The 14,380-nt window shown below is 45.1% G+C and carries 13 protein-coding genes; 5 read left to right on the forward strand and 8 right to left on the reverse strand.

What is annotated here, in order from left to right:
* Positions 1-113: 113 nt before the first annotated feature.
* From FXV91_RS01505 to FXV91_RS01515, 3 genes are all read left to right on the forward strand, one after another.
* Positions 114-812, forward strand: coding sequence for a DUF169 domain-containing protein (locus FXV91_RS01505; RefSeq protein WP_229387635.1), 699 nt, complete (start codon positions 114-116; stop codon positions 810-812).
* A 192-nt stretch (positions 813-1,004) separates the two neighbouring features.
* Positions 1,005-1,538, forward strand: coding sequence for a DUF1847 domain-containing protein (locus FXV91_RS01510; RefSeq protein WP_229387637.1), 534 nt, complete (start codon positions 1,005-1,007; stop codon positions 1,536-1,538).
* 52 nt (positions 1,539-1,590) lie between these two features.
* On the forward strand, positions 1,591-2,043 hold the full coding sequence (locus FXV91_RS01515) for a DUF1284 domain-containing protein (RefSeq protein WP_229387639.1): 453 nt from the start codon (positions 1,591-1,593) through the stop codon (positions 2,041-2,043).
* 157 nt (positions 2,044-2,200) lie between these two features.
* On the opposite strand, the gene hdrB is transcribed toward FXV91_RS01515, so the two are convergent.
* The 3 genes from hdrB to npdG form a co-directional block, all read right to left on the reverse strand.
* The gene (hdrB, locus tag FXV91_RS01520) at positions 2,201-3,103 is read right to left on the reverse strand and encodes a CoB--CoM heterodisulfide reductase subunit B (RefSeq protein WP_229387641.1); all 903 of its coding nucleotides are present in this window, start codon (positions 3,101-3,103) and stop codon (positions 2,201-2,203) included.
* A 14-nt stretch (positions 3,104-3,117) separates the two neighbouring features.
* Positions 3,118-3,603 (reverse strand): CoB--CoM heterodisulfide reductase subunit C, encoded by a 486-nt coding sequence (gene hdrC, locus FXV91_RS01525; protein ID WP_229387643.1) that lies wholly within the window; start codon positions 3,601-3,603, stop codon positions 3,118-3,120.
* A gap of 796 nt (positions 3,604-4,399) precedes the next feature.
* Positions 4,400-5,107 carry an NADPH-dependent F420 reductase gene (gene npdG, locus FXV91_RS01530; RefSeq protein WP_229387645.1) on the reverse strand — a complete coding sequence of 236 codons (708 nt, stop codon included), beginning with the start codon at positions 5,105-5,107 and terminating at the stop codon, positions 4,400-4,402.
* Between the two features lie 527 nt (positions 5,108-5,634).
* On the opposite strand from npdG, the gene FXV91_RS01535 reads away from it, so the two are divergent.
* Positions 5,635-7,272 (forward strand): S8 family serine peptidase, encoded by a 1,638-nt coding sequence (locus tag FXV91_RS01535; RefSeq protein WP_229387646.1) that lies wholly within the window; start codon positions 5,635-5,637, stop codon positions 7,270-7,272.
* Between the two features lie 86 nt (positions 7,273-7,358).
* Here FXV91_RS01535 and FXV91_RS01540 read toward each other — a convergent pair whose 3' ends face one another.
* A complete protein-coding gene (locus FXV91_RS01540; protein ID WP_229387648.1) occupies positions 7,359-7,898 on the reverse strand; it encodes a DUF2284 domain-containing protein in 540 nt (179 codons plus the stop codon).
* A gap of 380 nt (positions 7,899-8,278) precedes the next feature.
* Here FXV91_RS01540 and FXV91_RS01545 point away from each other — a divergent pair, with 380 nt between their 5' ends.
* A complete protein-coding gene (locus FXV91_RS01545; protein WP_229387650.1) occupies positions 8,279-9,481 on the forward strand; it encodes a Xaa-Pro peptidase family protein in 1,203 nt (400 codons plus the stop codon).
* A gap of 133 nt (positions 9,482-9,614) precedes the next feature.
* Here the strand turns inward: FXV91_RS01545 and FXV91_RS01550 are convergent, their stop codons facing one another.
* Genes FXV91_RS01550 through FXV91_RS01565 form a run of 4 tightly spaced genes read right to left on the reverse strand, consistent with a single transcriptional unit; the run spans position 9,615 to position 13,962 of the window.
* Complete coding sequence (locus FXV91_RS01550) at positions 9,615-10,649, reverse strand: Coenzyme F420 hydrogenase/dehydrogenase, beta subunit C-terminal domain (RefSeq protein WP_229387652.1); 1,035 nt, start codon at positions 10,647-10,649, stop codon at positions 9,615-9,617.
* 6 nt (positions 10,650-10,655) lie between these two features.
* Positions 10,656-11,399 carry a hypothetical protein gene (locus tag FXV91_RS01555; RefSeq protein WP_229387654.1) on the reverse strand — a complete coding sequence of 248 codons (744 nt, stop codon included), beginning with the start codon at positions 11,397-11,399 and terminating at the stop codon, positions 10,656-10,658.
* A gap of 2 nt (positions 11,400-11,401) precedes the next feature.
* Positions 11,402-12,913 (reverse strand): glutamate synthase-related protein, encoded by a 1,512-nt coding sequence (locus tag FXV91_RS01560; protein WP_229387656.1) that lies wholly within the window; start codon positions 12,911-12,913, stop codon positions 11,402-11,404.
* Complete coding sequence (locus FXV91_RS01565) at positions 12,910-13,962, reverse strand: glutamine amidotransferase family protein (protein ID WP_229387658.1); 1,053 nt, start codon at positions 13,960-13,962, stop codon at positions 12,910-12,912. Before FXV91_RS01565 ends, FXV91_RS01560 begins: the two co-directional genes overlap by 4 nt.
* Positions 13,963-14,380 lie beyond the last annotated feature (418 nt).

Raw genomic sequence — 14,380 nt, forward strand, 5'->3', positions numbered from 1 at the left:
GATAGCAGTTGTTAACTAATAATTAGTCTATCCTTTTATTATTATTTCAAATAATTGATAAATTAAGTAGTAATTAAGTAATAAGTTCAACAAATAGTTGGTGAGGGAATAAAATGGATTATACTCAGCTTGCAGAGAAACTGGTCAAATTCCTTGACCTTAAGTACGAACCGGTGGCAGTGAAAGTTGTTAAAAAAGGAGAGCCTGTGCCTGAAGGGTACCAAGAGCCCGAAAAAAACCTCAGGCACTGCCAGTCTATTATGAAAGCCAGGAAAGGGGAGTCCTTCATAATGCCTGCAGATAAGCATGCCTGCGTGGTAGGAGCCTCAAGCCTAGGGATTATTCCTACGCCTGAAAAGGTAGCATCAGGAGAATTCCATCATAACCTGGGAATGTTCAATAGTGTGGAGGCTGCAGCTGGAATGATAGCAAAGCGTCCGGCATTTGAGCCTGAAAGCAGACTTGCAACCGTTGTGGGGCCTTTGAAGGATGCAAAGGTCGAACCCGATGTAGTTATTCTTGTAGACAGACCCGAAACTGTTTACTGGATTATCCCTGCAAGTACCTACCACAAAGGCGGAAGAGTTAACTTTAGCAGTGCAGCTTTTCAGGCAACCTGCGCCGACACAACTATCCTGCCGAGCCTGACAGGGGAAATAAATGTTTCTTTAGGCTGCTTCGGGTGCAGAAAAGCCACTGACATTGAAAACGATGAAATGCTTATAGGGATCCCTTTCAACAAATTGGAAGAAATTGTCAATGCCCTTGAAAAACTTTATGAAGGCCCTCTGCCGAAAGCGAGGCAGAAATAACCCTTTAGAGTTTTTAATTTTTATTATTTCTTAAATGAGATTTCTTTGTTTTTCTCATTGAGTTTTTTTATCTATTTTCCTTATCATGAATTCTACCCGTTCATTTATTTATTTCATGTAAATATTTATACATGCAAAGTTTATTTATGTTTATAATGCCTATTCGTCCTAAAAACCCCGGGGAGAAAAAGTGTGCAGTGCGCGTTGTGCAGGAATAAGGAATGCCTGATAGGCAAAAACTGTTCTGTTATCAAATCGAAACTTGAGTATACCGGCGATGATCTTAAATCGATCCAAATTTCTGCCTGGCTTGAGTCGGATCCTGCAAAAAGGACAAAATTGGAAGAGATTGTAATTTACTCAAAGAGGCTTGGGTACAGCAAGATCGGAATTGCTTTCTGTATAGAACATGAGAGGGAAGCAAGACTGGTCTATGACATCCTTTCAAGGTATTTTGAAGTATTTTCAGTTTGTTGCAAAGTTTGCAGCCTCGAAAAAGAAAGTCTCGGTATCAGAAAAACCGGTAGTCTGGAGCTTGAAGCTGCCTGCAATCCTGTAGGGCAGGCTCTCCTCCTTAACAATGACTGCACTGATCTGAATATTACTCTGGGACTTAGAACAGGCTACGATATTCTCTTTGCGGAACACTCGGAAGCACCTTCTATAGCACTTCCTCTTCTGGAACTACCCTATCTCGGGGATTCAGAAATTGATTTTATTGAATGAGCTTTTAGAAAGAATTCTTTAATTTTTGTAATTTTAAGCTCCGGAGAAATATATGTCCGAAAAATCCAAATGCAGATTTGAAACCGACTATAAACCAGATTCCGAACTCTTAAAAATCAGGGCTCATCATCTCTGTTGTATTCAGGGGTTCCAGGGGTATGGGTACAGTCCGGCTTTTGTTGCAAATATGCGGGCTGTGATTTCGGATCTCGAAGCTCTTCCTTCCAGGCTTCTCAAGCTTGTAACTGTGTGTGATGCAATCTGTATTTCCTGCCCCAGCAAAAGGGAGTGCACCATTCAGGAATCTGCCCTCTCCCTCAGAATAAGACAGATGGATCTGGCTGTCCTGGAGAAATTAAAAATAGATGACGGAACTGTTTTGAAGGCAGAAGAAGCCTTCAGGCTCATAAATTCAAAACTTAACAGAGCTTCGGATCTCGAAGAGGTATGCGGGGCCTGCAAATGGAGGCAGAAATGCCTCTGGTACATGCAGGCAAAAAGGTAAGAAGGTCTGGAGTAAGGCTTTGAGGAAACGTCACCTTGAGGAGAGACTGAGTTCCTGGTTTCAAAAATATTCTTGACCTTTTTACCTTGAACTCCTTTTTCATTCGTTCTGCCTTTAAACCTCTTTTTCATGCATTTTACGTATTTTTCAGCTATTTTTACCTTAAACCTGCACTGATCTCATAGATTTTCGCAAGAAACTCGATATTCTGGACTGCATTCTGTTCTATTCCCAGTTCATCCGGGGAAAAACCTAGAGCAAGGCCAAGGAGCTGGGAGTAATGGAGAACCGGGATAGAGTAGTCAGTTCCGAACCTTTCATTGACTGCAAGCTGTCCCCTGTCAAACTGAAGATGGCAGAAGGGGCAAGCATTGATAATACAGTCTACTCCTGCATTCCGGATACATGCAAGCTTATGTTCGAGCATCTCCAGGGATTCGGCAGCGTATCCTGAACGGACTCCTCCGCCTGCTCCGCAGCACATCATTTTGTCGGTATAGTCCACACTTTTTGCACCGGTAGCTTCAACCAGCTCATCAAAGAAGACCGGAGCTTCCGTCTCTCCGAGGTTTCTGTCTTTTGAGGGCTTGATAAGATGGCATCCGTAATGAAGGGCTACTTTCAGGTCAAGGGGAGTTGTGAGGAAGCTTTTGAGTTTTTCAGGCCCGAATTCCCTGTAAAGAAACTCGATTATGTGCCTTACTTCTGCAGTTCCCTTATACTCCATACCTATCTCTTTCAGGCAGGTGTTTGTGCAGGCTTTCATCTCCGGGTCTTTTTTAAGTTCCATATTAGCGTCTGCCAGGGACCCGTAGCAACCATTGCAAACCGTAAGGATATCTCTCCCCATTCTTTCCGAGAGGACGATGTTTCGGCTAGCAAGGGCAAGCCAGGTCGCTTTGTCAAAAGACTTGAACACTCCCGGAGCAGGGCAGCAGGAGGCTCCTGGCAGGTCGGATACATCTACTTCAAGTTTCTGCAGGCAGAGTTTCGTTGCTTTCTCGATTCCGGGGTAACGGTTGGGCACAATGCAGCCAAGAAATAGCGATAGTTTTTCCATGATTTTCTGCCTCCTTATTTTTCAGCCACCAGCTCGTCAAATTTGCAGGTTTTGAGAAGAGTTCTCAGACCTTCCAGAGCTTCCGGATATTTCTGGACGGTTTCAGGTATCGGGTCCAGCCCCAGTTCCTCTCTTTTTTTCTTTGTTTCTTCATCGAGGGGGACTGCATGCCCGCACTCCAGCACCATTTCCGAAACACGGCGGTGTTCGGGGCGCATAAACCCTTCCCTGACTGCGAGTCTCCTGAGTTCAAGCAGGGCATCAGTAATTGGTATTCCGCGAGGGCAGCGCTCCTGGCATGTGTAACAGGTTGTACAGAGCCACAGGGCGTCATCTGAAAGAACAGTAGCTCTGTTCTTGCGTGCATCTCGAATTATTCTTCGGGTGTTGAGCCCGGTATGCCGTCCCGAAGGACAGCTTCCTGTGCATGTGCCGCAGTGCATGCAGGAAAGTACATCAAGTCCTGCCGCCTTTAACACTTTTAGCAGTTCTTCACTCATACAGTTTCACTGTCTGGTTTTGAGTCTGGTTTTAATATTGATTCTTCCGTTTTAGAAAAGCAAATATTACCGAAAGAAATAGATCTTAATAAACCCTGCACTCCGGACAGAATCTCTGATTTTCAAGATAATTCTCAGGATAATTTTCAGGATGAATATGCCTATCAACCGGATTATTTCCGGAGATCTCAAGCAAAATATTCTTTTCAGGTTTTTTCAGCAAGTATTTTTAGCCACTTTTTCGGCAATTTCCTCTTTCGCTGATCCCCTTCCGATAATTTCTCTGCTTTCTCTGCTATATGTTCGTATTACTCTCATGATATTTAACACAAACTAAATCTATTCAGGGTTAAAAGCCGGAATGAGAGATGAAACACAGGTTCTGAATTCTTGTTGGGTAGTTATTGAAAAGTCTATCCTAAAATTTAAAAATTACTTTCCTGGATGACGAATTTAGATAATCAATCAGGTTTCTGGCACTGGAAATAGTTCTGAACTCTTATTTATACGGGAATGGAATCGGTTTTGAGACGAGCTCGAAAACAAAAGTAGCATGTCTCTTTTGGAGTGATTATGACCTCATTCTTTAATCTCACCTTTCAGGTCTGGTTCCACGTCCATTGTAAAGGTTACATCTTTTTATGCTCCTTTGAAATCTTTGATACCTTGTTATATGTCTGAGCTTATATAAAAAAGAAGTTATTTGTCGTAAACTCCACATCCTCAGACAGATTTTATTTTTTCCGTGCAGCCTTCGCCCTGATATATTCTTCAGGCTTTTTCTCGATTTTATTTCTCAGGAGAAGTTTATTCCAAGATCTTTAAGCCCATTCAGTTTTGCGAGATTGATCAGCAGCGGTGTCAGAGATTCCATTGTGTTTGCCTGTTTAAGAGGGCCGCCATCCAGGGGTTTGAGGCATCCCATATGCCGTGTGAGCTCCATTACGAGTTTCTTTGCTTCGGCATCGTCGCTACATACAAGAGCATCATGTACGGCTTTACATTTAACAACATCTTTGAGTTTTCCTGCAGGGATGTTATGGAAAGCTGCAACAACTCTGGCGGACTCCGGGACATTTTTCTGGATGGCAAGAGCTGCCGAGCCTTCTTCCGGAGGTCTGTATGCCATAAGGCTTCCTTCTTTTATCATCGGAACCACAGGTGAAATAATGATTTTATTTTCAAGGGCTCCTTTTATCTCTTCCAGCAAAGGCAAAACATGGTCAAAACGAATTGTAAGTATTATCACTTCGGCTGCCTGTGTAGCATTAAGGTTGCTCATGCCGGTAATTATTATCTGTGATGTGTCAAATCCGAAATTTTCAAGCTCTGATAAAGCTTTTTTTGCAGCCTCATCTGCAGTTTCCAGGGATCTGGACCCGATAATTATTTCATTCTTCACACCATCAGGCATAAGGTTTTGAAGGGCAAGCCTCAGCACCATTCCTTCTCCTATGTTGCCGGTTCCTCCAAGAACAGCTATCTTCAGCTTTTTAGAATTCAATTTGAACAAGACCTCCAGTTTGCTGTGACTTCCCATAACATATGTCCGGAAGTTAATATATCTTCTGTCTTCAATCATTTAATTATAATACTTAATGTTATCTATAATTAAATTTATCAAGTCAGTCCCTGTTTTTATCCTATTTTTGAAGATTATGTCCTTACTAGATTACGTTTCTTTTTTCTTCTAATTTCTCTTCCCTGCAAAAAGCTCATGGAAATATTTATAATGTATTTCCACATATGTTTAAATAAGTTAATTCTGTTTGTGTATTGCTGCAGGAATTACTTCGGATATAGCTGTATCCTGTTTGCATTCTTAACTTACTATATAAGCAACGTCGGAGGGTTGTGTACCTGGGGAGTTACACCATAAGAGTATTGCACCTGTTAATATTAGCCTTAGTCTTTACAGGTATACTTTCTCCTTTAATTTTTATAATACATGATGAGATTGGATTTGTCGGATTTGAACAGGTAACTTCTGGTCTATTATCTTCCAAACTGATTTCATCCGGCTCCACAGTATTGCTCTCCTCTTCATCTCTTCCGGGACCACTGGAAGCATATTCAGGCAGAATTTACAAAGAAGTGGTAGAAGAGAACATAACCGCATATGTCTATCTTTTTCCAGGTAAAGATGCAGAATTGCCGGACTCATATACTATGGTTGAAGAATGGGATGGAACCTCCAGCATTGCCTCAGTCCGTGTTAACACGGAATCATTTGAGGAACTGTCTTCTCTCACAGAAGTACGCTCAGTCCAGCAGGATATTCCTCCTGTTATTAGAAAGGTGGACCGGAGAGAAAAGGCAACTTTTTTCTCTTCTTCGGAAGAGTTCTGGAAACCGGACGGTGTAACAGGAAACGGAATTAAAATAGGGATAATCTCCGATGGGGTGGAAGATATATCTGAAGCTACGACATCTGGAATTCTTCCTGAAGATGTGCATATCCTTTCTCCGGGAAAAGGAGACGAGGGGACTGTAATGCTCGAAATAGTCCATAAAACCTCTCCCGGTGCAGAACTGTACTTCCATAGTGCAGGTAGCAACAAGCTTGAATTTAACCGGGCTGTTGACGCCCTCATTGCCGAAGGCTGCCGAATTATATGCGATGATGTAGGCTGGCCTGATGAACCTTTTTTCGAAGATGGAATCGTAGCTTCCCATATCAAAGAAGTAATAGAAAGCCAGGATATTCTTTATGTGAGCGCAGCAGGGAATGATGCAGGCCGACACTATCAGGGCATGTTTTTTGACAACGGATCAGGCTGGCACGATTTTAGTTCCGGAACCAGCACTTTCAGAAATATTTGCATGGATGTCCCGCCAGGTGAAAAAGTGACTGTGGTTCTCCAGTGGAATGACCCGTGGAACTGTTCCGAAAACGATTACGACCTTTTTCTCTATGACTGTTGCAACGGAAAAGAAATTGATGCAAGTGAAAAAACTCAGAGTGGCACAGGTACCCCTCTTGAATATCTCAAATACACCAACACGGGAGAAGCTGTAAAAACACTAGGCATCTCAGTAAAAAAACATTCAGGAGAAGATAGAGTACTGGAAGTTTATATTTACCCGAACTCCTCTGTAAAGGTTCATCCTGACAATCTGGTTGAGGAGGACTCTGTCTTCGGGCATCCTGCTGTTCCGGGTGTTGTCTGTGTTGGGGCTGTTGATTCCGGAGATTCGGAAAACCAGAGTATTGCGCCTTACTCTTCCCGTGGCCCTGTAAGTATCTATTATCCAGAATACGAATTGAGGAACAAGATTGACCTCAGCGGACCAGGTAGTGTGAGAGTTTCAGGTACAAACGGAGCTGGCAGTTTTTTTAGGGGTACAAGCGCTTCTGCCCCCTCTGTTGCAGGGATCGGGGCTCTTATCTGGAGCATGTGCCCCGAAAAGAACGGCAGTGATATTCGCAGGATCCTGTGTTCTTCAGCTGAAGACCTTGGAGAGCCGGGTTATGACACTATCTTCGGCCATGGTTCAGTCAACAGCCGTACAGTCCACATTCTTGAAAATCCTTATACAGATACTGGTTTGTTGTCAGAAAAGTCCGGAGTCCCACCTGCGGAAGCAAAAGGAATGTTTACTCTAAAACTTTCCATGCCCCTTGAACAGATATCCTATCTGGCAAAACTACCCTGCAGGGGAAAGTAAAGTGATTCCTGATGGAATACCCCGGGTAACCCCAGGGGTTTAATTTTTATTGGAGATTCCGTCTCCGGCTCATTCAGATCAGATCTTCACTCTATTAGCAAAATCCCTACGCATGCGACTTTTTCCGGCTTGCAGAACTCAAGTACAAGCCCTGCTTCTTTCATTGCCTCCTGGATATTTATTCCAACAGCCTCAGGTGCAAAACGCCTCATTTCCGGCTTTACGCATTTTTCAAGATTGCAGACCTCGCATTCGTTACAGGAGCCAGGTCTCAGGAGATGTGCAAAGGTAAAGCCTTCCCTAAAAGCTTCCTGCTCAAGCTCGAACATCTTATAAAAAGAATCCTTCCGAAGCCCTGACCAGGCTTCAAGGACATCCTGAATTTCTGATGTATCACATTCGTCTACAAGAAGAAGTGCGCTATTATACTCTCCTATAACCTTCCTGAATTCATCAACTGACATGATATATGGAGGGCAACTCAATCTTTTTCCATAGCCTTTGCATCCGTAAGCGCACTTAAGAGCAATACGATTCTCAACCGGGATATCCCCTGCCTTCAGAAAATAAGCTTGGATTCCCATTTCTGATGCCTTTTCAACAAGATCTTCATATTTCCCAAGCATGATAACCCCTTTTAAAAAACCTTATTTTATTTCGTTTCTGTTTATTTTACTTTTTGTTTCCTTTTAATTTGTCTCCCTTCTAATTATTTTTTCTGTTTTTAAAAAAAATCAGAGTATAGTTTCATTAAATCCGTGCATACTCTCATCAAATCAAAAGTAATTTCATTAAATCAAGGTATAGTTAAATTGTTAGTTTGTTTTTACCTCCTTAATACTACTATGAAACACTATGAAAAACAGTAACATCTTTGTACATCTTTGTACATCTCTTACAAGTTTTTATTTGATTTATCTAACGGGCTATTAACGGGCTATTAACGGGTTATTAACGGGTTATACTTCCATAACCGAGTGCAGACAAACTTAGTACAGGGATTCTCATGATTAAAAAAGTACCTTTAACCGAACTGAAAAACCGCATGAAATGCTTCAGAAAAAGGATGGATATCTCAAATCCCGATTGGGAGATAGCTGTCATCTTCAGCAAAATCAACCTTTATTACTTTACCGGCACCATGCAGGATGGAATGCTGATCATCCCGAAGAATGAAGAAGCAACATTCTGGGTGCGCCGCAGCTATGAAAGGGCTCTGGACGAATCACTATTTTCCAGTATAGAACCTATGAACAGCTTCCGTGATGCTGCAGGGGGCATAAGTAAGGTAGGGAAGCTTCCGGATACGGTATATCTGGAAACCGAAGTAGTTCCTCTGGCTCTGTACCAGCGGTTTCAAAAATACTTCCCTTTTAAGAACGTTGAATCCGCTGATGCCCAGATTTGCGCTGTTAGAGCAGTAAAAAGCGAATATGAGCTGTCCCTGCTGCGAGAAGCCGGTCGTATTCACAAGCATGTGCTTGAAGATCTTGTGCCGGATATGCTGCGTGAGGGAATGAGTGAGGCTGACCTGTCAACTGAACTGTTTTCGGTTCTGGTAAAGGAAGGGCATCATGGGGCATGCCGTTTTGGCATGTTCGATACTGAGATGATTCTGGGAAATGTCTGTTTTGGGGAAAGCTCTATTTATCCGACTTATTTTAACGGGCCCGGCGGAAAGCTCGGTCTAAGCCCTGCAGCACCCGTGCTCGGGAGCCGTGGCCGGAAACTGAAAAAAGGAGACTTCGTCTTCGTTGACGTCGGGTGCGGAGTTGATGGGTACCATACGGATAAAACTACAACATACATGTTTGGGTCTTCCCTTCCGCAATATGCCATAGATGCCCATAATAAATGCGTGGCTGTACAGAACGAAGCTGCATCAATGTTAAAACCCGGCATCTCTCCCTCGGAGATCTACAATACCATAATAAACGGGCTTGATAAGGAATTTCTGCAAAATTTCATGGGTTTTGGGAACCGTAAAGTAAGATTCCTCGGGCATGCAGTTGGCCTGTTGATCGATGAAACTCCCGTAATTGCCGAAGGGTTTGATGAGCCCCTGCAGGAAGGAATGGTATTTGCCCTGGAACCCAAAAGGGGAATTGAAAATATCGGTATGGTCGGAATTGAAAATACCTTCATAGTAACTGCTGAAGGGGGAGAGTGCATTACGGGGGATAATCCGGGATTGATTCCTGTATTTTGATTACAATGACTGTAAAAAAGTCCTGTGCATAATTCCTCTTAGAAATTAAAGAGCATAACTAGGTAATCAAAAAAGTACAAAATTAGAAAGAGAAAAGATGGAGTTAGACCCCATCTAAAACTGTTTTGTACAATTATTCCTGTTTCCTTGCCATTTTTTTCTTTGCAAGCTTTTCGATGATCCCAAGGCTGACTTCCCCGCCTACGCTCAGTTTGCCATTGGCAACTGCGCTGTCAAGGATGTGCTGTCCGACAAGAGTGCGGACAATCAGGGTGGTGTAGCCGTCAGGACTTCCTACCGAGCCTGCTGAGACGTCTGCTTTAAGAGCGGTAAAGTCTGTACAGACCCCACAGCCTGGGCGGACTGTGTCCTCAAGTTCGGCAAGGGGGATCACATACTGTGTCCCGTCATTTAAGGTAATTTCGAGCTTGCCCTTGACGTCAATGCGGCAGACTTTCATGGGTTCGAGTGCGTACTCGCTTTTCAGCTTGCCTGCGATAAGCTTTTCGTAATCGAAGTTTTCGGTACAGAAGAGCCCAAGCACGAAACGGATGGAATTCTTGTACGGGCGCACGAGCTGGTGATCGGTCTCAAGCATCTTGCGAACTGCCTGGACTACACAGGGCACTCCGACAACTGCAATGTTCCGATATTTCTTGTTTATGACTGCTTCCTTTAGAGAAGAGACAAGAGGGACCCACCAATTGTAGCGACTTCCTGCCTGGCCGATAAGGGCTTCACTTCTGGTGATCACCATGGAGTGGGGCTTAAGGGTCCAGGGGTCTTCGGTGACTGTAACCACAGCATCTACAAGGCCGGTATCGAGGGCGTTTGCAAGGATTGCAGTAACAGCTCCTCCGCTCTGCTTTCTTGGGATATCGAACTCGGCTTTTCCGGCAGTGATCTTCAGATAGTCTCCAAGCAGGCTTGAAGGCTGTTCATCAAGCCTCGGGCAAACCTCGTAGCAGGCTCCGCAGGGCACGTCATCAACAGCGGCTTTACAGTAGTTGTTGCTCTTCGGGTGTGTGGAATCGCCGCCGGTTTCAAAGTACAGGGCGTCAGCAGGGCAGACTGCAATGCAGGCCCCGCAGCCTGAGCAAAGGCCTTCGTCCCAGACTTTTGATTTGAGGTCAAGGTAATTTTTGCTGATTGGTTTCATTTCTGCCATTTCTGATCACTCCCAGACGTATTTGCTTGCAAAAGGCCGGCTGCTTGCAGGTCCGATCCTTGTGTAATTGGTGTCCAGGAACTCTGCGGGGTCATACCCGAACTGCTCACAGAAGCTCTTTACGATTGGAGCTATACGTTCCAGGTCAGCTTCCGTAAACTCAAATTTCTTGGCTCCGACTCCGAGCAGGTAGTCGTCCACTTCCCCACGGATGATAATTTCTCCACCGTGGATTCCGCTTCCTATGCCCCTGTCAGTCATGGCCTTATCTTTGCCGATGCCGAGTACCAGCACGAGGCCTCCTGCCATGTATTCTCCAAGGAAGGAGTGGGCTGAGCCCCCTACGACAAGTACGGGCCTTGCTTCCACTTCATACTGCTTCATGTGGATGCCGCCGCGGTAGCCGATGTTGTTCCTTACAAAGACCTTGCCACCCCTCATACTGTGGGCGACTGCATCTCCTGCACTCCCGTGAATAACGAGCATGCCACTGTCCATAGTGTTTCCGGGGGCGTGTTCGGCGTTCCCGTTTACTATGCAGGTGGGTCCGCTCATAAACATCCCCAGGTCTCCTCCGGGAACCCCGTTGATTATGATGCGGGCATTGCCTCTTAATCCATCCCCTATAAAGCGCTGTCCGAGCACGTTGTCGATGACAATCTCTTCTGCTCCGTCCTCAACTGCGGCCCTTATTTTCTGGTTTAAGGGGGTGTAGTGCATGCCTTTAGCATCGATTCTTACAGTCTTCATGTTCAGGCCCCCGCTGGCAGTACGTCCAGGATTTTAAGCATTCCTTCATCCAGCATGTATCCGCGCAGGCGGTCCCTGTTTCCACGCAGGCTTTCAATGCTGTTGATACCTGCAGCACCCATAAGTTCGCTGAGTTCCAGGGTCCAGCCGTGTATCAGGTTTGAAACCTGTGCTGCTCCAGCCTCTGGGTCAAGCCTGCTCACAAGATCAGGACGCTGGGTAGCAATACCCCAGGGGCAAAGGTTTCTGTAGCAATTGCCACAGACCCTGCATCCCAGAGCAACCAGAGCTGCAGTTCCTATATAAACTGCATCCGCTCCGAGCGCAATAGACTTGGCAAGGTCGGCGCTGTTCCTTATCCCGCCACTTGCAATAATGGAGATCTCGTTCCTTACTCCCTGCTCCCTGAGTTTCTGGTCAACACTTGCGATTGCAGCTTCTATGGGGATTCCCACATGGTCCCTGAAGACTTTCGGGGCTGCTCCAGTCCCTCCACGGAACCCGTCAATGACCACTGCGTCTGCAGAGGATCTGGCAATGCCTGCGGCGATGGGGGCCACATTGTGCACTGCTGCAATCTTCACAAAGACCGGCTTCTTCCATTCGGTTGCTTCTTTCAGGCTCCTGATAAGCTGAACAAGGTCTTCAATGCTGTAAATATCATGATGAGGAGCAGGGCTGATCGCATCGCTGCCAAGAGGAATCATACGGGTCTTTGAGACTTCTTCGTTTACCTTTTCTCCGGGGAGGTGCCCTCCGATTCCAGGTTTTGCTCCCTGTCCGATCTTGATTTCTATTGCAGCGCCCCTTTCCAGATAGTCAATATTCACACCGAAGCGGCCTGAAGCGACCTGGACAATCATGCGGTCCTGGTAGGGATATAAATCCTTGTGCAGTCCGCCTTCTCCTGTCCCCATGAATGTTCCGGTTTCAGCTACAGCTTTTGCCATGCTGAGCTGGGAGTTAAGGCTGATTGCTCCGAAACTCATGTGCCCGATCATGATAGGAGTGTCGAGTTTCAGATTGGGAGCCAGCTTTGTTTCCAGTTCTACGTCTCCGCTCTCGGTTTTTCTAAATTTGAGTTTTGCCGGTTTCTTTCCTATGTAAGTCCTGAGTTCCATAGGCTCTCTCAGGGGGTCAATGCTAGGGTTTGTGACCTGGCAGGCATCAAGGAGAAGGCGGTCATAGATAATTGGAAGATCTCTGGCGTTTCCCATCCCTGAAAGGATGATCTTTCCGCTGCGTGCCTGGTTGATTATATCTTCTCTTGCTTCTCTCGTCCAGACTGGGTGGCTGCGATAGTCGACGGGTTTTTCCGTAAGATTAATTGCGTCCCTCGGGCACATGGAAACACAGCGGAGACATGCAGTACATTTCCTGGATTCTATCAGGATTTTGTCGCCTTCTCTCCTGTATACTCCATAGGAACAGTTTTCAATGCAGCGTCCGCAGTCCATGCACTGGTCGCGGTCAATGCTGACCTTAAATTTTGGGGGTACACTTCCGAGCGTCATTCGATAAACCTCCCTATAATGGGTTCTCCTGCCCTGGGAGTGTAAACATTCTTTACTTCGGGGTCGAGGGTCCTTATTGCGGCTTCTTCGCTGGAAATGTAGAGTTTGCTTCCGTTTTCTCCAACCACAAGGGGACGTAGTTTAATCCTGTCAGTGAAACCCACAATACCGTCATCCGTGCCAACAACAATCGCAAAAGGCCCGTTCATAAGGGCAGACCCATAGGTCAGGCGGACTGCCTTATTTAAGTCGGCTTCCTTTTCAGGCATCCTGTCTATATCGTCCCAGAACGGAGGGGCAAGAGCCCGGACAACCATCTCGTGGGAGAGTTCATGCTGCCTTCCGAGCAGGTCAAATAGGTAAGCTACAACCTCTGTGTCAGTAAGTGCAGTGCATTTGTATCCGTATCCTTCGACATAGCGCTGGTTTGTGCCATATGAGGTGATTTCTCCGTTGTGCACTACTGACCAGTTAAGCAGGTTGAAGGGGTGAGCTCCTCCCCACCAGCCCGGAGAGTTTGTCGGGTAGCGGTTGTGAGCAAGCCAGATATAGCCCTTGTAGTCCTCAATTCTGTAGAAGTTTGCTACATCCTCAGGCCAGCCGGAAGCCTTGAAGACCCCCATATTTTTTCCCGAGGAAAAGATTGTCGCGCCTTTTACATTGGCGTTTACTTCCATGACAATATACGTGACAACGTCGTTTTCAGAATTCATTCTCCCTGCCATCAGGTCTTTTGAGGGCTTGAAGAAGTATCTCCAGGGGGTATGGACTTTTCTAATTCCCGGCTGTGGGGTAGTCGGGATTTCTTCCTGGTGAACAATTTCTCCCCACTGCTGGAGGAGTTCATCAACCTTCCTTTTTGGTTCTGCCAGGTTGTCAAAGAAAACATGAAGAGCATAATAGTCTGCATATTCGGGGTAAATCCCATATGCTGCATAGCCTGCCCCGTCTCCACTGCCTCTTTCATTCATGAGACTGAGGGCGGCTTTTATGCTCGACCCGTCCATTCTGGACTTTGTTCGATCTATAAAGCCTATTATTCCACACATTTTGATCACTCTAGAAATGGATAGAAATGAACGTGATGTAAATACTTTTGCCAGTAATTTCCCCGAAGATTTCTGCGGCTCATTTTTGAGAAATAGTCAAAAAATTTGCCAGCTCGATAAACTGGATTTCAGGGGATATTTTATAAGTTTTCGTAAGTTACGGGGATATTTTACTTTAATTAATCTAATGCTTATTATATAATTAATGCGGATTCGTGATAGCTTTCCTGCCTCTGCTTTTACTTATCCTAACTAAATTGAGAGGGTCGCCGCTAAGGGAAGTAAGTAATTTAGTACCTATTTGACAATATATATATGTTTCTTTTTTCAGGGCCAGGTCTGTTTACAATAATACTGCAAAGCATGACGTTTTAACCGCTTAGTTTTCTTTCTTCCTACGTAATATTATTCATATTGT

Origin of the sequence: Methanosarcina sp. DH2 (genome assembly GCF_020804225.1) — an archaeon.
Classification (GTDB): domain Archaea; phylum Halobacteriota; class Methanosarcinia; order Methanosarcinales; family Methanosarcinaceae; genus Methanosarcina.

Excerpts from the sequence above, each read along its gene's own strand:
- FXV91_RS01560 (WP_229387656.1), bottom strand. The coding sequence starts at position 12,913 with ATGACGCTCGGAAGTGTACCCCCAAAATTTAAGGTCAGCATTGACCGC.
- FXV91_RS01545 (WP_229387650.1), top strand. The coding sequence starts at position 8,279 with ATGATTAAAAAAGTACCTTTAACCGAACTGAAAAACCGCATGAAATGC.
- FXV91_RS01555 (WP_229387654.1), bottom strand. The coding sequence starts at position 11,399 with ATGAAGACTGTAAGAATCGATGCTAAAGGCATGCACTACACCCCCTTA.
- FXV91_RS01550 (WP_229387652.1), bottom strand. The coding sequence starts at position 10,649 with ATGGCAGAAATGAAACCAATCAGCAAAAATTACCTTGACCTCAAATCA.
- FXV91_RS01515 (WP_229387639.1), top strand. The coding sequence starts at position 1,591 with ATGTCCGAAAAATCCAAATGCAGATTTGAAACCGACTATAAACCAGAT.
- FXV91_RS01505 (WP_229387635.1), top strand. The coding sequence starts at position 114 with ATGGATTATACTCAGCTTGCAGAGAAACTGGTCAAATTCCTTGACCTT.
- FXV91_RS01540 (WP_229387648.1), bottom strand. The coding sequence starts at position 7,898 with ATGCTTGGGAAATATGAAGATCTTGTTGAAAAGGCATCAGAAATGGGA.
- hdrC (WP_229387643.1), bottom strand. The coding sequence starts at position 3,603 with ATGAGTGAAGAACTGCTAAAAGTGTTAAAGGCGGCAGGACTTGATGTA.
- hdrB (WP_229387641.1), bottom strand. The coding sequence starts at position 3,103 with ATGGAAAAACTATCGCTATTTCTTGGCTGCATTGTGCCCAACCGTTAC.
- FXV91_RS01565 (WP_229387658.1), bottom strand. The coding sequence starts at position 13,962 with ATGTGTGGAATAATAGGCTTTATAGATCGAACAAAGTCCAGAATGGAC.